The organism is Roseisolibacter agri, assembly GCF_030159095.1.
Classification (GTDB): Bacteria; Gemmatimonadota; Gemmatimonadetes; order Gemmatimonadales; family Gemmatimonadaceae; genus Roseisolibacter; species Roseisolibacter agri.
Genome location: NZ_BRXS01000004.1, coordinates 520,551 through 539,882 on the forward strand (window position 1 = coordinate 520,551; position 19,332 = coordinate 539,882).

Here is a 19,332-nt window from a genome sequence, read left to right on the forward strand (position 1 = left end):
CCCAAAGTACAACGCCCCCGGGCCGAAGCCGCAGGGGCGAGGGGTGCCGCGTGCGCGATCCGCGCGCGGGACCGTCTATGAGTGGCTGGTGGGGCCGGCGTCCGGGTTGCGGAAGCGGTCCACGCAGTCGCGGTTCGCGTCGATCTTGGCCTGCAGGTCGTCCGCCCGGTACCCCGCGTCCGGGCCGATGTCGGCGACCGCGCCACCCAGGCGCACGTCGTCGCGCACGAAGTCGGCGCCCTGCGGATCCGCGAGCTTGTCGTCCACGTCGGTCTGCTTGACCTTGAAGTTGCCGTTGGTGCTACGGCCGTTGTGCGGCTTGTGGCGTTCCGACATCCGTATCCTCCTCTCCGGGGAAAGCGCCGGCGCTGCGGCCGGCCCCGTTCCCAGGGGCAAGGCTCGGGCCGGGGGACGCGGATCCCACAAACGATCGGCGCTCCGCGCTCGGCGCTCGGCCAGTCCGTTCGACTTGGCGAGCGCCGAGCGCGGAGCGCCGAATTTCGGACGGCCCCTGGGCCGACCTCAGTCCGCGCGGATGTTCCGGTCCGTCCGCCCCGTCTGCTCGCGCAGCACCGGGTCGGCCGAGGCGGGGTCGGCGACGTGGTCGCCCTTCGGGACGCCGGTCGGGGTGATCGGCGAGCCGCCCGTGCGGTCCCCCTCCAGGTCGGCCGTGGACGAGGCGCGGCGCTCGGCCAGCCCCTCGACGTCGTCGGCCGCGGCCTTCAGCGCCTGCTGCTCGCGCTGCCAGCGCTCCTCGAGCACCGGCTTCGGGTCGGCGTGGCGGTCGACCTCGGCCGAGGTGCCCTGGCGCGGGCGGCCGGTGCCGATGCCCATCCCCTCCCAGCGCGGCGACGTCTCCTCGTCGCCCGCCTCGTAGCGGCGGCCGCGCTCCTCGAAGCGGTCCTCGTCGTCGCGCACCGTGAGGCGGTTGACGACCGTGTCGACGCCGGGCACGCCGCGCGTGACGGTCACCGCGTGGTGCGTCTCGTCCTCGGCGTGCACCCAGCCGGTGAGCTCGATGATGCCGGTGCCGATGGCGCCGATGTCGATCGCGCGCTCGCTCAGCACGGGATCGTTGCGGAAGGCCTCGAGCACGCGCTCCTCGAGCACCTCGCCCTCGTCGGCGTCGTCGCCGAGCGGCTCGTCGTCGTACTCGGGGACGTCGTGCGCGGACGGGCGGCCCGAGAGCTCCTGCTCCGTGCCCTCGTCCTCGAGCGCGGCCTCGCCGAACCGGTCGCGCACCTTCTGCGTGATGCCCGACAGCCCGCCGTAGCGCTGCGCGAGCAGCACGCCGGCGGCGAGCCCCGCGAGCGCGCCGACGGCGACGAAGATGGCGCCGGAGGTGGAGCTTTCGCGGTCGCGGTAGCGAATGGTGGCCATGCGGTGGTCCGTGTGGCGGAGGTGAAGATGCTCAAATAGTTTACGCGTTTCCCGGCCCGTCGCACGGCCGGAATTCCACGCTACACTGCGACCGCGCGGGCGCAAGAACAAGGCCACCCCTCGGGGTCGCCACTGCCTCTCCTCGATGTCCTCTTCGATCCTCGATCGCCCCGACGCTCCGTCGCCCGACGCCCCGACGCTCACGCTCGTGCTGCCCGACGGTGCGACGCGCACCGTGCCCGCCGGCACGCTGCCCCGCGACGTCGTCGCGTCCATCGGCGAGCGGCTGCTCAAGGCCGCGGTCGCGGTCTCGGTGGACGGCGAGGTGCAGGACCTGATCACGCCGCTGCGCCGCGGCGGCGCGTTCAAGGTGCTCACGGACAAGAGCCCCGAGGCGCTCGCCGTGCTGCGCCACTCCGGCGCGCACGTGCTGGCGACGGCGGTGCGCCGCGTGCGCCCCGACGCCAAGATCGGCTTCGGCCCCGCCATCGACGACGGCTTCTACTACGACTTCGAGGTCGCCGCGCCCTTCACGCCCGAGGACCTGATGGCCTTCGAGGCGGAGATGCGCAAGGTCGTGCAGGAGAAGCTCGCCTTCGAGCGCCGCGAGGTCTCGCGCGACGAGGCGCAGGTCGTCTTCAGGGACGATCCGCTCAAGCTCGAGCGCCTGCAGGACCTCCCCGACGACGAGGTCATCTCGACGTACCGCGACGGCGACTTCGTGGACCTGTGCCGTGGCCCGCACGTGCCCGACACGTCGTGGCTGAAGCACTTCAAGCTCATGTCGACGGCGGGCGCGTACTGGCGCGGCGACTCCAAGCGGCAGATGCTGCAGCGCATCTACGCGACGGCCTTCTTCAAGAAGGAGGAGCTGGAGGCGCACGTCCACCGCATCGAGGAGGCGAAGCGCCGCGACCACCGCGTGCTCGGCAAGGCGCTGGACCTGTTCCAGTTCTTCCCGGTCGCGCCGGGCGCCGCCTTCTGGACGCCGCGCGGGACGACGATCTACAACACGCTCATCGACTTCGTGCAGGAGCGGCAGAAGGAGCGCTTCCTCGAGATCAAGACGCCGCTGCTGTTCACGAAGAAGCTGTGGGAGCAGTCCGGCCACTGGGGCAAGTACCGCGAGAACATGTTCCTCGTCCTCGACAACGAGACGAACGAGCACGACATGTCGCTCAAGCCGATGAACTGCCCCTCGCACCACCTGTACTTCACGTCGACGCGCCACTCGTACCGCCAGCTGCCGCTGCGCTACGTGACGTTCGACGTGCTCCACCGGAACGAGCTCTCGGGCGCGCTGTCGGGCCTCACGCGCGTGCGCCAGTTCGCGCAGGACGACTGCCACGTCTACCTGCGCGAGGACCAGATCGTCGACGAGGTGAAGTTCCTGATGGACTTCATCCTCGGCTACTACGAGACGTTCGGGCTGACGGCGACGCTCAAGTTCGCGACGCGCCCCGAGCAGCGCATCGGCTCCGACGAGATGTGGGACCGCGCCGAGTCGGCGCTGCGCGGCGCGCTGGAGGCGACGGGCAAGCCGTACGAGCTGAAGGAGGGCGACGGCGCGTTCTACGGGCCGAAGATCGACTTCGACGTGCACGACTCGATCGGGCGCGCGTGGCAGCTGGGCACGATCCAGCTGGACTACGCGGCGCCGGAGCGCTTCGACCTGACGTACGTCGGCGCCGACAACGCGCCGCACCGGCCGGTCGTCATCCACCGCGCCGTCAGCGGCTCGATGGAGCGCTTCATCGCCATCCTCATCGAGCACTTCGCGGGCGCGTTCCCGGTGTGGCTGGCGCCCGAGCAGGTGACGGTGATCCCGATCGCCGAGGACTACGCGGAGTACGCCGGGCGCGTCGCGGCGACGCTGCGGGAGTCGGGCGTGCGCGTGGTGTACGATGCCGCGAGCACGGAGGACTACCGCGTGCGCATCCGCGAGGCGGCGACGATGAAGGTGCCGTACATGCTCGTGCTCGGGCGCCGCGAGGCCGAGGCGGGCACGGTCACGGTGCGCACGCGCGGGCGTGAGAAGCAGGAGGCGATGCCGCTGGAGCAGTTCGTCGCGCGGGTCACGGACGAGATCCGCTCGCGCGCGCTGGTGCCCGTGTCGGACGCGGACGAGGCGGCGGCGGCGAAGTCGGCGAGCTGATTCACGCGTTGCGGGTTCGGCAGGCGGGGCGGTCGCACGGTGGTGCGGCCGCCCCGCGTCGCGTTCGCGCCGTAAGGATCGCGTGTCGAACGCCCGTGAAACGGTGGGGCTCGCCTTGCGGCCGCGCGTCGCGGGCTGCACGCTAGCGCAGCGGGAGTCATCCGCTCGGCGAGCCCCATCCCCTCGAGGAGGTCGCGATGCTCCGATCCCAGGTCTCCGCAGCTCCGCTCCGAACCCGTGCCGACGCACCGTGGCTGGTCGTGGCCGCGCTGCTCGGCGCCACCGCGCTTCCCGCGCAGCAGCCCGCCACCGGCGCGGTGAGCGGCCGCGTCACCGGCGAGGACGGCGGCGGCATCCAGGCCGCCACCATCTCCGTGTCCGGTACCCTACTCGGCGCGACGACGCGCTCCGACGGCACGTACCGGCTCGCCCTCCGCCCCGGGCGCTACGAGCTGCGCGCCCGCCTGATCGGCTACGCCGTCGCGCGCGACAGCGTGACCGTCACCGCCGGTGGCAACGCCACGGTCAACTTCCGCCTCGAGCGCGCCGCCTCGACGCTGGAGGCCGTCGCCGTGACCGGCAGCCGCACCGAGGCGCGCACCGTCATCGAGTCGCCGGTGCCCGTGGACGTCCTCTCGGCGGCGGAGATCAGGAGCACCGGCCGCGTGGAGACCGCGCAGATCCTCCAGCAGCTGGCGCCGAGCGTGAACTTCCCGCGGGCGACGATCTCCGACGGCACGGACCACGTGCGTCCCGCGACGCTGCGCGGCCTCGGCGCCGACCAGGTGCTGGTGCTCGTGAACGGGAAGCGGCGGCACACCAGCGCGCTGGTGAACGTCAACAGCTCGATCGGGCGCGGGCAGGCGGCCGTGGACCTGAACGCGATCCCGGCGAGCATGATCGAGCGGATCGAGGTGCTGCGCGATGGGGCCGCGGCGCAGTACGGCTCGGACGCGATCGCGGGCGTCGTCAACATCATCCTCAAGTCGAGCGGCGTGGGCGAGTTCTCCGCCACCGCCGGCCGCACGCAGACGACCTACGCGCGCGAGTTCAACGCGGACCGCAAGGCGACCGACGGCGGCACGGTGCAGCTGTCGCTCAACGGCGGCGTGAACCGCGCGCAGAACGCCTTCCTGCACGGCGGCGTGGAGTTCCGCGATCGCGACGCCACCAACCGCACCCTCGGCGATCCGCGCCCGCAGTCGTTCGCCGAGGTGGCGAGCAACACGACGCGCACCAACCTGACGGGGCCGATCAACCACCGGCAGGGCGACGCCGCGACCACGGACCTCGTGGGCTTCCTCAACGGCGCCTACGGGCTGGCGAACGGCGTGGAGCTGTTCGCGTTCGGCGGCGTGAGCCGCCGCGACGGCGAGGCGGCGGGCTTCTTCCGGCGCGCGCAGGACGACCGCACGGTGCGCTCGCTCTACCCGAACGGCTTCCTGCCCCTCATCACGTCGCGCATCTGGGACGTCTCCACGACCGCGGGCGCGCGCACCACGTTCGGTGGGTGGCGGACGGAGCTCAGCACCGTCTTCGGCGGCAACTCGTTCCGCTACGACATCGAGAACAGCAACAACGCGTCGATGGGGAACGCGAGCCCGACGGAGTTCTACGCCGGCACGCTGATCGACCGCCAGTCGACGACGAACCTCGACTTCTCGCGCGAGTTCCAGCCGCAGGCCGTGCGGGCGGTGCGCACCGCCGCCGGCGCCGAGTTCCGCATGGACTGGTACGAGATCCAGGAGGGTGAGCCGGACTCGTACCGCGACGGCGACGTGCGGGTGATCGGCGCCAACGGCCAGCCGACGACGACGCGCGCGGCCCCGGGCGCGCAGGTCTTCCCGGGCTTCCGCCCGACCGACGCCACCAGCCAGTCGCGCAACAACGTCGCGGTCTACGCCGACGTCGAGACCGACGTCACCGACCGCTTCCTGGTCGCGGTCGCGGGCCGCTTCGAGAACTACAGCGACTTCGGCTCGACCACCAACGGCAAGGTGTCGTCGCGCTTCACGCTGGCGCCGGGCTACGTGCTGCGCGGCGCCGCCAGCACCGGGTTCCGGGCGCCGTCGCTGCAGCAGTCGTTCTACTCCGCTACCGCGACCAACTTCGTGAACGTGAACGGCAACCTGACGCCGTTCGAGATCAAGACGTTCCCGGTCAGCTCGCAGCAGGCGCGCGTGCTGGGCGCCTCCGACCTGACGCCGGAGAAGTCGGTGAACCTGAGCGCCGGCCTGGCGATGGAGCCGGTGCGCAACCTGTCGCTCACCGTCGACGCGTACCAGATCGACATCGACGACCGTATCGTGCTGTCGGAGAACTTCACCGGCGCCGCGGTCGCCGCCCTGCTCCAGCCGTTCGGCGCCACGGGCGGCCGCTACTTCACCAACGCGATCGACACGCGCACGCGCGGCCTCGACGTCGTCGCCAACTACGGGCTGAATCTCCAGGCCGCCGGCTTCGCGCGCTTCACCGCCGGCTTCGCGCGCAACTACACCGTCGTGCAGCGCGTGGACAGCACGCCGCCGGCGCTGCGCAGCCAGCAGGAGGCGCTGTTCGGCCGTGTGGAGCGCTCGCGCATCGAGGAGGGGCAGCCGCGCACCAACGTCCTGCTGTCGGGGACCTACGACCTGCGCAACTTCGGGCTCGTGGCGCGCACGCAGCGCTTCGGCGAGGTCACCACGCGCACCGCGCTGACGGCCGCCGGCGTGCCGTCGGCACCGGACCAGACGTTCGGCGCCAAGTGGATCACCGACGTCAGCGCCTCGCTCCGGATCCTGTCGCGCGTGACGCTCGTGGTCGGCGCGGACAACGTCCTCGACGTGTACCCGGACGAGAACAGCGACCGGCGCAACTCCACCGCGGCCAACTCGGGGAACGCGAACTTCGGCATCTTCCCCTACAACCAGTTCTCGCCGTTCGGCTTCAACGGCCGGTACGTCTACGGGCGCGTGACCATCGGGCTCTGACGCCGTCCGACGGACCGTGGTACAGCCGGCCGACGGGCGCCGCTACCTTCGGGTGGCGGCGCCCGTCGCCGTTCCGCCTCCCCGCGCCCCGCCGCCGTGCCCGCCCGTCCGTCGTCCGATCTCCCTCGCCGCTGGGCGCAGCTCGTCCTCGGCCTGTTCGGCTGGGGCGCGTCCGTGGTGCTGATGCTGCGCAGCGGCCTCGGGGTGGGCCCGTGGGACGCCTTCCATCAGGGGCTGCACCTGCGGCTCGGCATCGGCATCGGCACGGCGAGCATCGGGGTCGGCCTGCTGATTGTCGCCCTCTCGCTCCCGCTCGGGCTGCGACCGGGCCCCGGGACGATCGCGAACATGGTGCTCGTCGGCCTGTTCACGGACCTGCTGCTGCCGCTCGTGCCGCCCGCCGCAGGTCCGGCCTGGGGGCTCGCGTACCACCTCTCCGGCATCCTGCTCTGCGGGTGGTCCACGGGCGTCTACATCGCCGCCGGGCTGGGGAAGGGCCCGCGCGACGGCCTGACGATGGGGCTGTCCGCGCGCCTCGGGTGGCCGGTGCGGCGCATCCGCGCGCTCATCGAGCTGTCGGTGCTGGGCGTCGGGTGGGCGCTCGGTGGCACGCTGGGCGTCGGCACGCTGCTGTTCGCGCTGCTCATCGGTCCGAGCATGCAGTGGGGGCTGCGCCGCTGGGGCGTGCTGCCGGCGCCGCTCGCGCGGGAGGAGCGCCCAGTCCGCTCCGTTGAACCCGTCCGGCGCGCCGGGTAGCTTTCGCGGGCTGGGCGCGCCGGGGCAGGCCCCCGTGCGCCGACCGGCATTCCCTGGCCGACCGTCCCGGATTCCCGATGCCCGATACCTCCCGCCAGCCCGTCATCGTCAGCGCCGCGCGCACCCCGATCGGGAAGTTCCTGGGGTCGCTGAGCGCGCTCACGGCGCCCGAGCTGGGCGCCGTCGCCATTCGTGCCGCCCTCGAGCGCGCCGGCCTCCCGGCCGACCAGATCCAGGAGGTCATCCTGGGGAACGTCATCCAGGGGGGCGTCGGCCAGGCGCCGGCGCGGCAGGCGCTGCTGAAGGCCGGGATCCCGGCCACCGTCTCCGCGCTCACCATCAACAAGGTGTGCGGCTCGGGCCTCAAGGCGGTGATGCTGGCGGCGCAGGCGATCAAGGCGGGCGACGCCGACGCGATCGTCGCCGGCGGCCAGGAGTCGATGTCGAACGCGCCGTACTACATGTACGGCATGCGCAACGGCGTGAAGCTGGGCGACCAGAAGCTCGTCGACGGGATGATCAAGGACGGCCTCTGGTGCGCCGTCTGCGACGTCCACATGGGCGGCCACGCCGAGTACACGGCGCGCAAGGCGGGTGTGTCGCGCGAGGAGCAGGACCAGTTCGCGGCCGGCTCGCACGCCAAGGCGATCGCGGCCCAGCAGGCCGGGAAGTTCGCGGCCGAGATCGCGCCGGTGACCATCCCCGGCAAGAAGGGCCCGACCGTCGTCGACAGCGACGAGGGCCCGCGCGCCGACACGACGGCCGACACGCTCGCGAAGCTGCGCCCCGCGTTTCCCGACAAGGGCACCGCGCCCGAGGATCTCACGGTCACCGCGGGCAACGCGTCGTCGCTGAACGACGGCGCCTCCGCACTGGTCGTGACGAGCGAGGCGTACGCGATCGCGCATGGGCTGCCGATCCTCGCCCGCATCACGGCGTACGCGACCGGCGCGACGAATCCGCAGGACCTGTTCTTCGCGCCCATCACGGCCGTGCAGAACCTGATGAAGAAGGCCGGCACGTCGATCGGCGACTACGACCTGATCGAGGCCAACGAGGCGTTCGCGTCGCAGGCGCTCGCGACCGGCCGCGGCCTCGGGTGGGCCGACGAGCGCGTGAACGTGAACGGCGGCGCGATCGCGCTCGGCCACCCGATCGGCGCCAGCGGCGCGCGCGTGCTGACGACGCTCCTGCACGCGCTGCAGGACCGCGACAAGGCGACCGGCCTCGCGACGCTCTGCCTCGGCGGCGGGGACGCGGTGGCGCTCAGCGTGGAGCGGGTCAGCTGAGCACGACCGGCCCATCGTCGTCGGCGCTGACGCGCTGGGTCGGGTTCGACGGCGGCCGGCCCGGCGCCGTGTGGCGGCTGCTGGGCTACGTGCTGGCGTTCGTCGCCGGCAGCGCGATCGCCGACGCGGTGCTGTCGCCGCTGGCCGCGACGCTGTTCGCGACGACGGGCGCGCGCCTCATCGTGTACTCGTGGGTCAGCCTCGCCGGCGCGGCGCTGGCGCACGTGGTCGCGCTGCGCTGGATCGAGAAGCGCAGCTGGCGCGACGTCGGGCTGGGACGCGACGCGCTGCGGCCGCGCGCGCTCGCAGGTGGCGCGGCGGTCGGCGCGCTGGCGGTCGGCGTGCCCGCGCTGCTCATGCTCGGCGCCGGCCTGCTGCGCGCCGAGCCGACCGCGGACGGCAGCTGGTGGGGCGGCGCGGCGTCGATGCTCGCGATGCTCGCCCCCGCGGCGCTGTTCGAGGAGCTGCTGCTGCGCGGCTACCCGTTCCTCGTGCTGCGCGAGGCGGGCGGACCGGCGGTCGCGCTCGCGGTCACGAGCAGCGTGTTCGGCGTGCTGCACCTGCAGAACCCGAACGCCACGCTCGGCTCGGTGGCGATCGTCGCGCTCGCGGGGGTGTTCCTGGGCAGCGTGCTGCTGGCGACCGGCAGCCTGTGGGCGGCGTTCGCGGCGCACCTGGCGTGGAACTGGACGCTGGCGGGGTTGCTTCACGCGGCGGTGAGCGGCGTGCCGCTCGCGACGCCGGACTATCAGGTGGTGGACGCGGGACCGGACTGGCTCACGGGCGGCGCGTGGGGCCCCGAGGGCGGCGCGGCCGCGGCCGCGGGAATGCTGCTCGCGCTGGGCTGGCTCTGGCGGCGTGGGCGCGGCGCGGCTCCCGCCACCCTTCACGGATCACTCGACGGTTCACTGGACGCGCGGCCCGACGGCCGCGGGAGCTTCTAGCATGGCGGACGGCACCACCGGGCGCGCGATCGCGGTCATCGGCGCGGGGCAGATGGGGAACGGCATCGCGCACGTCTTCGCGCAGAGCGGCTTCGACGTCGCGATGCTCGACGTCAGCGACGCGGCGCTGCAGCGCGGCCTGCAGACGATCGAGAAGAACCTCGACCGGCAGGTGAAGAAGGGCGCGCTCGACGCCGCGGCCAAGGACGCGACGCTCGGCCGGCTGACGACGCACACGGACCTCGCGGCCGTGAACGGCGCGGAGCTCGTCGTCGAGGCGGCGACCGAGAACGTCGACCTCAAGTTCAAGCTGTTCGGCGACCTCGATCGGCTCGCGGGCCCCGACGCCATCCTCGCCAGCAACACCAGCTCGATCGCGATCACCGAGATCGCCGCGCGCACCAAGCGCCCCGAGCAGGTCATCGGGATGCACTTCATGAACCCGGTGCCGGTGATGCAGCTGGTCGAGGTGATCCGCGGCCTCGCGACCTCCGACGCGACCACCGCGAAGGTGATGGAGCTGGCGCGCACGCTCGGCAAGACGCCGGTCGAGGTCAACGACTTCCCGGGCTTCGTCGCCAACCGGATCCTGATGCCGATGATCAACGAGGCCGTGTACTGCGTCATGGAGGGCGTCGGCACGCCCGAGGCGATCGACACGGTGATGAAGCTCGGCATGAACCACCCGATGGGGCCCCTGACCCTGGCCGACTTCATCGGCCTCGACACGTGCGTCGCGATCCTCGAGGTCATGCACCAGGGCCTCGGCGACCCGAAGTACCGCCCGTGCCCGCTGCTCAAGAAGTACGTGGCGGCGGGGTGGCTGGGCCGGAAGTCCGGTCGCGGGTTCTATTCGTACGCTTCGTGAACATGTTCGACGCGCTGTTGCCGCTGACGGAGACGCAGCGGGAGATCCAACGCCTGGCGCGCGACTTCGCGCGCGAGCACATCGCGCCGTTCGCGGCCGACTGGGACCGCCGCCAGTACTTCGAGCCCGCGCTCGTGCGCCAGATGGGCGAGCTGGGCTTCCTCGGCATGCTGCTGCCGGAGGAGTACGACGGCCTGGGCCTCGACGCCTCGTCGTACCTGCTGGCGCTGGAGGAGATCGCGGCCGCCGACGCCTCGGCGGCGGTGATGATGAGCGTGCACAACTCGCTGCCGACGCAGATGCTCCTCAACTGGGGGAGCGACGCGCAGAAGGAGCGCTACCTGAAGCCGATGGCGCGCGGCGAGCTGCTGGGCGCGTTCGCGCTCTCGGAGCCGGACAGCGGGAGCGACGCCGCGTCGCTGCGCTGCCAGGCGGTGCGCGACGGGGACCACTGGGTGCTCAACGGCACCAAGGCGTGGATCACGTCGGGCACGTACGACCGGCTCGTCGTGCTCGTGATGGCGCGCACCGACACGGCCGACGCGCGCCGCGGCTCGAAGGGGATCTCCGCCTTCGTCGTGACGCCCGACATGCCGGGCTTCAAGGTCGGCAAGAAGGAGAACAAGATGGGCCTGCGCGCGTCGCCGACCGTGCAGCTCGTCTTCGAGGACCTGCGCGTGCCGGCCGAGAACCTGCTGGGGCAGGAAGGGCAGGGCTTCGCGTACGCGATGCAGTCGCTCGACCACGGGCGGCTAGGCATCGCGGCGCAGAGCATCGGCATCGGGCGCGCGGCGCTGGAGGCCGCCCGCGACTACGCCGACCAGCGCAAGCAGTTCGGCCAGCCGATCCGCCAGTTCCAGGCGATCCAGTTCAAGCTGGCCGACATGGCGACCCGCCTCGCGGCGGCGCGCGCCACCCTGCACGCGACCGCCGCCGCCAAGGAGCGCGGCGAGCGCGTGACGCAGTTCAGCTCCATCTCCAAGCTCTTCGCGAGCGAGACGGCGATGTTCGTCACCGACGAAGCGGTCCAGATCTTCGGCGGCTACGGCTACGTCACCGACTACCCGGTCGAGAAGTACCTGCGCGACGCGAAGGTCACCGAGATCTACGAGGGCACCTCGGAGATCCAGCGCGTGGTGATCGCGCGCGAACTCTACGCCTGAAGGATTCCCGCCTCATGACGAGCGCCGCCATCATCCCGCCGACGCGCAGCACCAACGCGCCGGACCTCGCCGACTCCAGCAGCCTGCAGCTGTTCGACACGATCGCCGGCATGGGCCACGAGCAGGTCGTCGTGTGCCACGACAAGGCCAGCGGCTACCGCGGCATCATCGCCATCCACGATACGACGCTCGGCCCGGCGCTGGGCGGCACGCGCTTCTGGAGCTACGCGACCGACGCCGAGGCGATCGTCGACGCGCTGCGCCTCTCGCGCGGCATGACGTACAAGAACGCCGTGGCCGGCCTCAACCTCGGCGGCGGCAAGAGCGTCATCATCGGCGATAACCGGACGCCGAACCGCGAGATGATCTTCCGCGCGCACGGCCGCTTCGTCGACTCGCTCGGCGGGCGCTACGTGACGGCCGAGGACGTGGGCACGAGCACCGGCGACATGGACTTCGTGCACATGGAGACGGACTACGTCGCGGGCCTCGCGGGCGCGTCGGGCGATCCGTCGCCGGTGACCGCGCACGGCGTCTTCCGTGCCATCCAGGCGTCGGCCTTCCGTCGCTGGGGCTCGGACAGCCTGGAGGGGAAGACGATCGCGATCCAGGGCTGCGGCAACGTCGGCTATCACCTCGCGAAGGAGCTGCACCGCGCGGGCGCGAAGCTGATCGTCGCCGACATCGACGCCGAGCGCGTGAAGCGCGTGGTGAACGAGACGGGCGCCCGCTCGGTCGCGACCGACGAGATCGTCGGCCAGCAGGCGGACATCTACGCGCCGTGCGCGCTGGGCGGCGGGATCAATGACCGCACGATCCCGCAGCTGCGCGTCGAGATCGTGGCCGGCGCCGCGAACAACCAGCTGCTCGAGGACCGGCACGGCGACGAGCTGGAGGCGAAGGGGATCCTCTATGCGCCGGACTACGTCGCGAACGCCGGTGGCGTGATCAACGTCTACAGCGAGCTGGCCGGTTGGAGCCGCGAGCGCTCGCTGCGCAAGGCGGACGAGATCTACCACACGGTGCTGAACGTCTTCGACATCGCGAAGCAGGACGGCATCCCGACGTACCAGGCCGCCGACCGCCTGGCCGAGCGCCGCATCGCGGCCGTGCGGAGCATGGTGAAGACGTGGCCGCAGTGGCCGAACAAGGCGAGCTGAGGGCACCATGAAGGAGTCCATCCCGATCGCCGCCGACCACGCGGGCTTCGAGCTGAAGGAGAAGCTGCGCGCGGCGCTGGAGCGGCGCGGCTTCGCGGTCGACGACCTCGGGCCGTCGAGCGACGCCTCCACGGACTACGCCGACTACGCGCACCCGCTGGCCGACCGCGTGTCGACCGGGCAGGCGGCGCGCGGCATCCTGATGTGCGGCACGGGGCTCGGGATGTCGTACGCCGCCAACCGTCACCCGCACGTGCGGGCGGCGGTGGCATGGGCGCCGGAGATCGCCGAGCTGGCGCGCCGCCACAACGACGCGAACGTGCTCGTGCTGCCGGCGCGCTTCCTCTCGGAGGAGGAGGCGGAGCAGATTCTGGACGCGTGGCTGGCGACGCCGTTCGACGGCGGGCGCCACGAGCGCCGGATCGAGAAGATCGAGACGACGGACGCGGCGCGGGCCGAGGAGGCCGCGCGTCACCACCCCGACCATCGCGTCGGCCTGGGCGAGCAGGGCCCCGGCGGGCACGCGCACGAGGAGCTCGAGTGAAGAACTGGACCGACTGGGACCGCTGCCCGCCGGGCGCCTCCCTCTCCGAGACGGATCCTGAGATCGCGCGCCTGATCGAGCTGGAGATCGCGCGCCAGAACGAGGGGCTGGAGCTGATCGCGAGCGAGAACTTCGTGTCGCCGGCGGTGCTCGAGGCGATGGGCTCCCCGCTCACGAACAAGTACGCCGAGGGGCTGCCCGGGAAGCGCTACTACGGCGGCTGCGAGGTCGTGGACCAGGTGGAGCAGCTGGCCATCGACCGCGTGAAGCAGCTGTTCGGCGCCGAGCACGCGAACGTGCAGCCGCACTCCGGCGCGTCGGCCAACGCCGCGGTGTTCCTCGCCTTCCTCAAGCCGGGCGACACGTTCCTCGGCATGGACCTGTCGAACGGCGGCCACCTGACGCACGGCTCGCCCGTGAACTTCTCGGGCATCCTGTACCGGGCCGTGTCGTACGGCGTCACCGACGACGGGCTGCTGGACTACGCGCAGATGCGCGCGCTGGCGCGCGAGCACAAGCCGAAGATGATCATCGCCGGCTACAGCGCGTACTCGCGGGCCATCGACTGGCAGCAGTTCCGCGACGCGGCCGACGAGGTGGGCGCGATCTTCATGGTCGACATGGCGCACTTCGCGGGGCTCGCGGCCGTCGGCGCGTATCCGTCGCCCGTGCCGTTCGCCGACGTCGTGACGTCGACGACGCACAAGACGCTGCGCGGCCCGCGCGGCGGCATCATCCTCTGCAAGGCGCAGCACGCGAAGGCGATCGACAAGGCGATGTTCCCGGGCATGCAGGGCGGCCCGCTGGAGCACGTGATCGCCGCCAAGGCGGTGTCGTTCGGCGAGGCGCTGCGTCCCGAGTTCGCGACGTACTGCCAGCGCGTGGTCGCCAACGCGCAGGCGCTGGCGGCGGCGTTCGTGCGGCGCGGGTTCCACGTCGTCTCGGGCGGCACCGACAACCACCTCATGCTGCTCGACCTGCGCAACCGCGGGCTGACCGGCAAGGTGGCGGAGCAGGCGCTCGACAAGGCGGGGATCACGGTGAACAAGAACACCGTGCCGAAGGAGACGCAGTCGCCGTTCGTGACCAGCGGCATCCGCGTGGGCACGCCGGCGGTCACGACGCGCGGCATGGGCGAGGCCGAGATGGCGCGCATCGCGGAGCTGATCGACCGCGTGCTGCAGGCACCCGAGGACGCGTCGGTGCTGGAGTCCGTGCGGTCCGACGTGCGCGAGCTGGCCGCCCGCTTCCCGCTCTATCCGGCGACGGCGGGCGTCAGTCACTGAGCCCGGCGTGAGCCCGTGGCGCCGGCCGCGGAGCCGGGGTCCCTTCGGGGATCCCGCCGCGGCCGGGCGCGGTCCGCAAGGGTCGCGCCGCCCGTTCGTGCCCTGTGCAGAGGTTGCGGGGCGGGGGACGGAGGGGCAGTTTGCAGCACCGGCGGCGCGGCGTTGCAGGCCGCGCCGCCGCGCGTCCATTGAGCGTTGTCGAGCAGGATCGGGCAGGGCGTTTCGCTCACCGAGGTCGCACCTGGAGTATCTGACGTTGTCCGAGTTGGCGTTCCGCGACGGGATCATGGACCAGATCCGACTGCGCGAGCCCCGCTTTCACGAGCGCGGGTTCCTGTTCGTGCTGTCGGCGCTGGAGCACTGCCAGAAGACGCTCACCGAGCGGCGGCACATCACCGGCGCCGAGCTCGCGCGCGCGTGCCGCGACCTCGCCCTCGAGCGCTACGGCGTGCTCGCCCGCCTCGTCCTGGACCACTGGGGGATCCGGTCCACGGACGACATCGGCGACATCGTGTTCGCGCTCGTCGACCTAGGGCTGCTGATCAGCCAGCCCAACGACTCCCGCGACGACTTCGCCGGCGTGTTCGACTTCGATACGGCGTTCGAGCGCGACTATCCCTGGAACTGCGCGCTGCTCGGCTGATCGACCGGCGACGCCGCCCGGTCGCCGCGTGGCCGCCGCGCTCCGCCACCACCGCATCCCCCGATGCCCACCGAACTACCGACCTGCCACAAGTGTGGCGCGGGGACGCTCCTCCCGCTCAGCGACTACGGCCGCGACGGCGCGCCGATCACGTACAAGGCGTGGGTCTGCAGCAATCCCGAGTGCGGCTTCAACATCCGCATCGACAACGGCGAGATCGGCTACGGGCGCACGGTGGGGCCCTCGCACAAGTGAGCCGCGCGCGGCGTCGCTGCCCTGGACGTCCCATCCCGCGAGCGGCGGCCCATCCGGCCGCCGCTTTCGTTTGCGTCCACGTCGCATGACCGAGCATGCGGCTGCGACTTCCGCGGTGCGCGTGACGCGCGCGGACGAGGCCAGCGCCGCCGACCGCGCCGCGATCGATGCGGGCACGCCGTCGCGCGCGCTCATGCAGCGCGCCGGTGCCGCGGCGGCGTCGGAGATCGTGCGGCGATTCGGCGCGCTGCTCGATCGCGGCGTCGCGGTGCACGCGGGACCCGGGAACAACGGCGGCGACGCGTACGTGGTGGCCGCGGCGCTCGCGCGCGCCGGCGTGCGCGTCGGCCTCACCGCCTGGGGGCCGGCCGAGCCCAAGACCGACGACGCGCGCTTCGAGCGCGCACGCGCGCTGGCCGCGGGCGTGGGCGCCCCGCCGACGGGCGCCGAGCGCGTGGTCGTGGACGGCGTGCTGGGCGTCGGCGCGAGCGGCGCGCCGCACGGCTGGGCCGCGCAGGCCATCCGCGCCATCGTGCAGGCGCGCACGCTCGGCGCATCGGTCGTCGCGCTCGACGTGCCAAGTGGGCTGGACGCGACGACGGGCGCGATGCCGGGCGGCGTCGTGCGCGCGGACTGCACGCTGACGTTCGGCAGCTGCAAGCGCGGGCTGCTCGTCGCGCGCGACTGCGCGGGTGCGATCGCGGTGCTCGACATCGGCCTCGATCCGTCGCTGATGGGCGACGCGCCCGCGCTCGTGGGCCGGCCCGCGCCGCGCGCCTTCGCGGCGTCGGCGCACAAGGGGACGCGCGGCAAGGTCGTGGTGTACGGCGGCGGCGCGGGCATGGCCGGCGCGGCGCTGCTCGCGGGCCGCGCGACGCTCCGCACGGGCGCGGGGCTGGTGAAGCTGGTAGTGGACGCCGCGAGCGTGCCGGTGGTGCAGGGCGCGCTCCCGTCCGCGCTCGCGGCTGCATGGCCTGACGACGACGGCGCGCTGCGTCGTCACGTGATCGACTGGGCGGACGCGGTGCTGCTCGGCCCGGGACTCGGCACGGGCGACGACGCGCGCGCGCGCTGCGAGCGCACGCTGCAGGCGTGGCGCGGCCCCGTCGTCGTCGACGCCGACGCGCTCAACGCGTTCGCGGGCGACCTCGCCGCGCTCGGCGCGCTGCTGCGTGGGCGGCCGGCACTCGTGACGCCGCATCCGCTGGAGCTGGCGCGGCTCGCGGGCACGCCGCTCGACGACCTGCTTTCGCGTCGCTTCGACCTGCCGCGCGAGATCGCGGCGACGCTCGACGCGACGGTGCTGCTCAAGGGGACGCCGACGGTCGTCGCCGACGCGCGCGGCGTGCTCGTGGTGCCCACGGGCGCGCCGGCGCTGGCGACGGGCGGCAGCGGCGACGTGCTGGGAGGGATCGCGAGCACGCTGCTCGCCCAGGCCGCGGGAGAGCGGGTCGCGTCGCTCGCCGCCGAAGCCGCGTGGGTGCACGACCGCGCCGGAGCGATCGCCGCCGAGCGCCGCGGCGGCGCCCGGGGCGCCACGCTCGACGAGGTGGTCGACGCGCTCGGCGACGCGTGGCCGCGCGTCGCCGCGCCGCCAGCCGCGTATCCGGTGCTGGCGGAGCTGCCGCGCGTCGTCGGCTGAGGCTTCGCGTTTGCCATCCGGCGGACTGGCGTGCAGGCGCTCCGTACCGCGGCGCGGACGGTGGGTGCGAGGGTTTCGCCGGCTCGGAAATCGGGGCGGCGGAGCCACGACGGCGCTGCGCGCGTCGCGTCTCCTCACGCCCCGATTTCAGGTCGCTCGGCTCCACCCTCGCACCCGCCGTCCGCCGTGCACCGCTGCATCGCCGAGGATGCACGGGGCGAAGCGTGGCGGGGTGGGTCGCCGAGCGACGCCGCGATCGCAGCAAGGAGACCCGACGCGCAGCGGTCGGGGCTCCGCAGCGGCCGCGATCGCCCGGAGCCGGCGGGCCGCCCCACCACGCGCCGCCACGCGCGGAGGCCGGCCGCCGCACCGGTCGTAGGCGGACGGTGGGAAGGACGCGCGCCTGACGACCTCTCATCGGGCGCGTGCCTCGTGTGTGGGTTGCGCGGGCTGGCGCGTTCGGTAGCATCCGGCGCGTGAACGGCTCACTGGTCACTCCATGGCGTTCGCGGGCATGACCGCGGATGCGCACCATCGCCTCGGCCCCGGACGCGAGTTCGACCTCGTGCGCGCGATGCTCGCGCGGTGGGGCGACGTCGCGCAGGGGATCGGCGACGACGCCGCGTCGCTCGTCGTGCCGCCGGGCGAGCGCTTGGTCGTCAGCACCGACGCCTCGGTCGAAGGGGCGCACTTCCGCCGCGAGTGGCTGACGCCCGAGGAGATCGGGTGGCGCGCCGCCGCGAGCGCGCTCAGCGACCTGGCGGCGATGGCGGCGCGGCCGCTGGGGATGGTCATCGCGATGGCGCTCCCGGACGTGTGGCGCGCGGACGCGCTGGCGATCGCGGACGGCATCGGTGCCGTGGCGCGCGCGACCGGGACGCCGATCGTCGGCGGGGACCTCGTGCGCGCGTCCGAGCTGGGGCTGACCATCACGGTGCTCGGCAGCGCCGTGCGGCCGGTGGGGCGCGACGGGGCGCGCGTCGGCGACGCGGTCTACGTCACCGGCATGCTCGGCGGGCCGCGCGTGGCGCTGCGGGCGTGGGAGCGGGGCGAGGTGCCGTCGGCCGAGGCGCGTGCACGCTTCGCGCGCCCCATGCCGCGGATCGCCGAGGCGCGCTGGCTGGCCGAGCGGGGCGCGCGGGCGCTGGTGGACGTGTCGGACGGGCTCGGGGCCGACGTCCGGCACGTGGCGGCGGCCAGCGGCGTCCGCATCGTGCTGGAGCGCCGGCTCGTGCCCTGTCTGGCGGGCGCGTCGCCCGCAGATGCTCTGGCTGGCGGCGAGGAGTACGAGCTCGCGGTCGCCGCGCCGCCCGGGCTGGACGTGGAGGCGTTCGCCGCGCGGTTCGGGGTGGCCCTGAGGCGGGTGGGCGAGGTCGTCGCGGATGCGGCGGGCGCGGCCGGTCAGGTGGAGATTCGCGGCGACGACGGCGCGCGCGTTGAATTCCCCTCCGGCCACGACCACTTTTCGGGCTGATGCGCACCCTCCTCGCCGCCCCGGCCCTCCTGATCCTCACGCTCGTCTGCGGTGGGATCGTCCTCGTGGCCCAGCTGCTCGGGATTCCCGACGGTCCGGGGACCATCTACGAGAAGGCGCCGCGGTGGTGGGCGAAGGGGATGCTGCTCGCGTCGGGCACGAAGGTGGTGATCCACGGCGAGGAGCGCATGCGCACCGGCGAGCCGCGCATCTTCGTCAGCAACCACATCAGCTGGTACGACGTCCTGGTGCTGGTCGCCTACCTGCCGCGCTACTCGTTCGTCGCCAAGGCCGAGATCTTCAAGGTGCCGCTGTTCGGCGGCGCGGCGCGCGCGGTGGGGACGATCCCGATCGAGCGCGAGAACCGGAAGGCCGCGTTCCAGTCGTACGAGGAGGCGGCGGCGCGCATGAAGGGCGGCCGCAACGTCGTCGTCTTCCCCGAGGGGACGCGCGGGCCCGAGTACGCGCTGCGCCCGTTCAAGAAGGGGCCGTTCGTGCTCGCGATCGCGGCCGGCGCGCCGATCGTGCCGACGCTCATCCACGGCACCATCGAGGTGCTGCCGCGCGGCTCGTTCTGGCTGCGCGCCGGGCGGGTGGACGTGCACCTGCTGGAGCCCGTGCCGACCGCCGGTCTGGCGTACGACCAGCGCGACGAGCTCGCGCGCCGCGTCTACGACCGCCTCGCCGCGGCCCAGCAGTCGCTGTACGGCATCGCGAGCCCCGCGCTGCCGGGGGCCGCCGCACCGAGCGATACGCCCGTGGTCCGCGCGGGCTGAGACACACACGCATTCCGGCGCGCCGCGA

General features: G+C 73.0%; 16 protein-coding genes and 1 pseudogene. 15 read left to right on the plus strand and 2 right to left on the minus strand.

Annotated elements, in window-relative coordinates; translation table 11 throughout:
* Positions 1-75: 75 nt before the first annotated feature.
* The gene (locus rosag_RS14475) at positions 76-336 is read right to left on the minus strand and encodes a hypothetical protein (protein ID WP_284350856.1); all 261 of its coding nucleotides are present in this window, start codon (positions 334-336) and stop codon (positions 76-78) included.
* Positions 337-522: 186 nt separating this feature from the next.
* Positions 523-1,380, minus strand: a complete 858-nt coding sequence (locus tag rosag_RS14480) for a BON domain-containing protein (protein ID WP_284350857.1) — start codon at positions 1,378-1,380, stop codon at positions 523-525.
* Positions 1,381-1,525: 145 nt separating this feature from the next.
* Here rosag_RS14480 and thrS point away from each other — a divergent pair, with 145 nt between their 5' ends.
* The 15 genes and pseudogenes from thrS (at position 1,526) to rosag_RS14555 (ending at position 19,304) form a co-directional block, all read left to right on the plus strand.
* Positions 1,526-3,535 carry a threonine--tRNA ligase gene (thrS, locus tag rosag_RS14485; protein ID WP_284350858.1) on the plus strand — a complete coding sequence of 670 codons (2,010 nt, stop codon included), beginning with the start codon at positions 1,526-1,528 and terminating at the stop codon, positions 3,533-3,535.
* 197 nt (positions 3,536-3,732) lie between these two features.
* On the plus strand, positions 3,733-6,504 hold the full coding sequence (locus tag rosag_RS14490; RefSeq protein WP_284350859.1) for a TonB-dependent receptor: 2,772 nt from the start codon (positions 3,733-3,735) through the stop codon (positions 6,502-6,504).
* Between the two features lie 96 nt (positions 6,505-6,600).
* Positions 6,601-7,260, plus strand: a complete 660-nt coding sequence (locus tag rosag_RS14495) for a YczE/YyaS/YitT family protein (RefSeq protein ID WP_284350860.1) — start codon at positions 6,601-6,603, stop codon at positions 7,258-7,260.
* A 77-nt stretch (positions 7,261-7,337) separates the two neighbouring features.
* Positions 7,338-8,549, plus strand: a complete 1,212-nt coding sequence (locus rosag_RS14500) for an acetyl-CoA C-acetyltransferase (protein ID WP_284350861.1) — start codon at positions 7,338-7,340, stop codon at positions 8,547-8,549.
* A gap of 68 nt (positions 8,550-8,617) precedes the next feature.
* A complete protein-coding gene (locus tag rosag_RS14505) occupies positions 8,618-9,493 on the plus strand; it encodes a CPBP family intramembrane glutamic endopeptidase (RefSeq protein ID WP_284350862.1) in 876 nt (291 codons plus the stop codon).
* Position 9,494: 1 nt separating this feature from the next.
* Entirely contained in the window at positions 9,495-10,361 is an 867-nt protein-coding gene (locus tag rosag_RS14510) for a 3-hydroxybutyryl-CoA dehydrogenase (protein WP_284350863.1), read from the plus strand.
* Between the two features lie 2 nt (positions 10,362-10,363).
* Positions 10,364-11,524 (plus strand): acyl-CoA dehydrogenase family protein, encoded by a 1,161-nt coding sequence (locus tag rosag_RS14515; protein WP_284351074.1) that lies wholly within the window; start codon positions 10,364-10,366, stop codon positions 11,522-11,524.
* A gap of 110 nt (positions 11,525-11,634) precedes the next feature.
* The gene (locus tag rosag_RS14520) at positions 11,635-12,684 is read left to right on the plus strand and encodes a Glu/Leu/Phe/Val dehydrogenase dimerization domain-containing protein (RefSeq protein ID WP_345784844.1); all 1,050 of its coding nucleotides are present in this window, start codon (positions 11,635-11,637) and stop codon (positions 12,682-12,684) included.
* A 7-nt stretch (positions 12,685-12,691) separates the two neighbouring features.
* Positions 12,692-13,117, plus strand: a pseudogene (gene rpiB, locus rosag_RS14525) (ribose 5-phosphate isomerase B); the annotation flags it as partial.
* A gap of 107 nt (positions 13,118-13,224) precedes the next feature.
* Positions 13,225-14,514: a serine hydroxymethyltransferase gene (locus rosag_RS14530; RefSeq protein ID WP_284350866.1), complete on the plus strand. Its 1,290-nt coding sequence runs from the start codon at positions 13,225-13,227 to the stop codon at positions 14,512-14,514.
* A 256-nt stretch (positions 14,515-14,770) separates the two neighbouring features.
* Positions 14,771-15,157, plus strand: coding sequence for a Minf_1886 family protein (locus tag rosag_RS14535; RefSeq protein WP_284350867.1), 387 nt, complete (start codon positions 14,771-14,773; stop codon positions 15,155-15,157).
* Positions 15,158-15,220: 63 nt separating this feature from the next.
* Complete coding sequence (locus rosag_RS14540) at positions 15,221-15,412, plus strand: hypothetical protein (protein WP_284350868.1); 192 nt, start codon at positions 15,221-15,223, stop codon at positions 15,410-15,412.
* 115 nt (positions 15,413-15,527) lie between these two features.
* Positions 15,528-17,054: an NAD(P)H-hydrate dehydratase gene (locus rosag_RS14545; protein ID WP_284350869.1), complete on the plus strand. Its 1,527-nt coding sequence runs from the start codon at positions 15,528-15,530 to the stop codon at positions 17,052-17,054.
* Positions 17,055-17,553: 499 nt separating this feature from the next.
* The gene (thiL, locus tag rosag_RS14550) at positions 17,554-18,528 is read left to right on the plus strand and encodes a thiamine-phosphate kinase (protein ID WP_284350870.1); all 975 of its coding nucleotides are present in this window, start codon (positions 17,554-17,556) and stop codon (positions 18,526-18,528) included.
* The gene (locus rosag_RS14555; RefSeq protein ID WP_284350871.1) at positions 18,528-19,304 is read left to right on the plus strand and encodes a lysophospholipid acyltransferase family protein; all 777 of its coding nucleotides are present in this window, start codon (positions 18,528-18,530) and stop codon (positions 19,302-19,304) included. Before thiL ends, rosag_RS14555 begins: the two co-directional genes overlap by 1 nt.
* Positions 19,305-19,332 lie beyond the last annotated feature (28 nt).